The 3,411-nt window shown below is 62.9% G+C and carries 2 protein-coding genes and 1 pseudogene; all 3 read right to left on the bottom strand.

The window, feature by feature from the left end; translation table 11 throughout:
• Positions 1-253: biotin/lipoyl-containing protein (locus AACR77_RS13935; RefSeq protein ID WP_042882312.1), on the bottom strand; the 253-nt coding region annotated here is incomplete at its 3' end.
• Positions 254-340: 87 nt separating this feature from the next.
• Entirely contained in the window at positions 341-3,151 is a 2,811-nt protein-coding gene (gene sucA, locus AACR77_RS13930) for a 2-oxoglutarate dehydrogenase E1 component (protein ID WP_010674498.1), read from the bottom strand.
• 114 nt (positions 3,152-3,265) lie between these two features.
• Positions 3,266-3,411, bottom strand: a pseudogene (sdhB, locus tag AACR77_RS13925) (succinate dehydrogenase iron-sulfur subunit); the annotation flags it as partial.

Genomic DNA, 3,411 nt, shown 5'->3' with positions numbered 1-3,411 from the left:
CTTCACCGGCAACGGGGGCCGGCTTGAGCATGGCGATCAGCTGGCGGGAGAGCACGGTCGCCCCTTCGCTCTGCAGGATGTCGCCCAGTACGCCGGCTTCCGGCGCGGGCACTTCCAGCACGACTTTATCGGTTTCGATGTCAACCAGCACTTCGTCACGGGCAACCAGATCACCCGGTTTCTTGTGCCAGGTCGCGATGGTGGCATCCGCCACTGATTCCGGCAGGTCCGGTACCTTGATCTCGATAGTCATGTAATCAGTTCCTTGTTACTTCTTGGCCAGCAGGCTTGTTCCAGGTCAGAGAGGGTCCCGACACGGGCCCTCTCATCCACAACTCGTTCATTCCAGGGTAAGGGCGTCTTCCACCAGGGCTTTTTGCTGCTTGGCGTGGACGGACATGTAACCGACGGCCGGTGAGGCCGACGCCGGGCGACCGGCATAACGCAGACGGGCATGGCTTGGCAGCACGCTGTCGTAGTGATGACGGGTGCTGTACCAGGCGCCCTGGTTCTGCGGCTCTTCCTGACACCAGACGAAGTCGGTGACATGGCTGTAATCGGCCAGGATGGCGCGCACTTCCTCTTCCGGGAAGGGGTAGAGCTGCTCGATCCGTACCAGGGCCACGTCCTGCTGCTCGGCCTTGCGACGGGCATCGAGCAGGTCGTAGTAGACCTTGCCGGAGCAGAAGACCACGCGCTTGACGCCTTTGGGATCCAGCGCATCGATTTCGCCGATGGCGTTCTGGAAGGTGCCCTCCGCCAGCTCTTCGAGCTTGCTCACCGCCAGCGGGTGGCGCAGCAGGGATTTGGGCGTCATCACGATGAGCGGACGGCGCATGGGGCGCACCACCTGGCGACGCAGCATGTGGAACACCTGTGCCGGGGTGGAGGGCACGCACACCTGCATGTTGTGCTGGGCGCACATCTGCAGGTAACGCTCCAGACGGGCGGAGGAGTGCTCCGGGCCCTGACCCTCGTAACCGTGGGGCAGCAGCATGGTCAGGCCGCACATCCGGCCCCACTTCTGCTCGCCGGAGGAGAGGAACTGGTCCACCACCACCTGGGCGCAGTTGGCGAAGTCACCGAACTGGGCTTCCCAGATGGTGAGACCGGCCGGCTCCGCGCTGGCGTAGCCATACTCGAACGCCAGGACCGCGTTCTCGGTCAGCACGGAGTCGTACACCTCGAACGGGCCCTGCTCGTCGTGCAGGTTGCACAGCGGGGTGTAGGTGCTGGCATCGGTCTGGCTGTGCAGCACGGCGTGGCGATGGAAGAAGGTACCGCGGCCGGAGTCTTCCCCGGTGAAGCGAATGCGGGATCCCTTGTCCACCAGGGTGGCGTAGGCCAGAGTCTCGGCAAAGCCCCAGTCCACCAGCTTCTCACCGGCGGCCATCAGGCGACGGTCTTCGTAGATCTTCTCGACCTGACGTTGCAGCACATGGGTGGCCGGGTACTGGCTGATGCGCTCGCCCAGGGCCTTCAGATGATCCATGGGCACAGTGCTGTCATAGGCCATGGCCCAGTCGTGACCCAGATACGGGGTCCAGTCCACGGAGTGCAGCTCCATGGGGCGCCATTCCTTGCTCACCCGCTCGCCCCGATCCAGGGTATCGCGATAGTCGTTGACTAGCGTGGTAGCCAGCTCCGGCGCGATGGCTCCTTCGGCGATCAGCTGATCGGCGTAGATCTTGCGCGGAGTCGGGTGCTGCTTGATCTTCTGATACATCAGGGGCTGGGTCGCGCTCGGCTCGTCAGCCTCGTTGTGGCCGTGACGACGGTAGCAGACCAGCTCGATCACCACATCGCGCTTGAAGGTGTTGCGGTAATCCAGGGCGATCTGGGTCACCAGCACCACGGCTTCCGGGTCATCCCCGTTGACGTGCAGCACAGGGGCCTGCACCGCCTTGGCGATGTCGGTGCAATATTCGGTGGAGCGCAGGTCACGGATATAGGAGGTGGTGAAGCCTACCTGGTTGTTGATGACGATGCGCACCGTGCCGCCCACGCCATAGGCTCGGGTCTGGGACATGTTGAAGGTCTCGGCAACGACCCCCTGCCCCGCGATGGCGGAGTCACCGTGGATGGTGATGGGCAGGACGCTGGAACCGTCCTTGTCACCGCGACGGTCCATACGGGCACGCACGGAGCCGATGACCACGGGGTTGACGATCTCGAGGTGAGACGGGTTGAAGGCGAGCGCCAGGTGGACGTTGCCGCCCGGGGTGGCGAAGTCGGAGGAGAAGCCCATGTGGTACTTCACGTCCCCTGTGCCCCAAGATTCGCCGTGCTTGCCGGCAAACTCGTCGAACAGGTCCTGGGCGCGCTTGCCCAGCACGTTGATGAGCACGTTGAGGCGACCACGGTGGGCCATGCCGATGACGGCTTCCTTGCAACCCTGCTCACCGGCGCGGCGAATAAGCTCTTTGAGCATGGGCACCATGGCATCGCCCCCTTCCAGGGAGAAACGCTTGGCCCCCGGGAACTTGGCACCCAGGTATTTTTCCAGCCCTTCGGCGGCGGTCAGGCTCTCGAGGAAGCGGGTCTTCTCTTCGAGGGTATAGTTGCCCTTCCCTTCGATGGATTCCAGCCTGTCTTGCAGCCAGCGCTTCTCCTCGGTGGAGGTGAGGTGCATGTAGTCGGCGCCGATGCTGCCGCAATAGGTTTTCTTCAGCGAGGCATACAGATCGGAGAGCACCATGGTCTCGCGACCGATGGCGTAGGAGCCCACATTGAAGGTGGCCTCCATGTCTGCACCTTGCAGGTTGTGGAAGGCCGGATCCAGCTCGGCGACCGGCTCGCGCTGCCACAGACCCAGGGGGTCCAGGTTGGCGTTCTGGTGACCGCGGAAGCGGAAGGCGTTGATCAGTTGCAGTACGCGAACCTGTTTGGCATCCACCTGGGGATCGGAGACGGGAGCGCTGTAACGGGAGGAGTCCTTGGCCAGGCGGCGGAAATAGTCGCGAACCTGGGAGTGGGGTTGTTCTACTGCATGTCCGTTGACCTGGGGCAGCGACTGGAACAGGCTGCGCCATTCGTCGGCAACGGAGTCGGGGTTTTCCAGGAAGGATTCGTACAAATCCTCAATGTAGCTTGCATTCGCACCAGCCAGGTGAGATGACTCCAACCAGGCCTTCATCACGCCGTTATGCATTTCTATCCCTTGTACATCTTGTTCGCTGCACTGCAGCTTGTAGGGTCATAGCCATCCCGGGGCGGGATGGCTATCCAGAGGTCGGGCCCGGCGCAAGGCGCCCTGGCCCCGATACTACACGGCCCGGTTGAGCAACATCGACTTGATCTGACCGATGGCCTTGGTCGGGTTCAAGCCCTTGGGACAGACGTTCACGCAGTTCATGATGCCGTGGCAGCGGAACACGCTGAAGGCGTCATCCAGGTTGCCCAGTCGCTCAC

The organism is Aeromonas sp. ZOR0002, from assembly GCF_963866995.1.
In the GTDB taxonomy this organism is placed as follows: domain Bacteria; phylum Pseudomonadota; class Gammaproteobacteria; order Enterobacterales; family Aeromonadaceae; genus Aeromonas; species Aeromonas caviae.
This window is presented reverse-complemented; position numbering and strand designations above follow the sequence as displayed.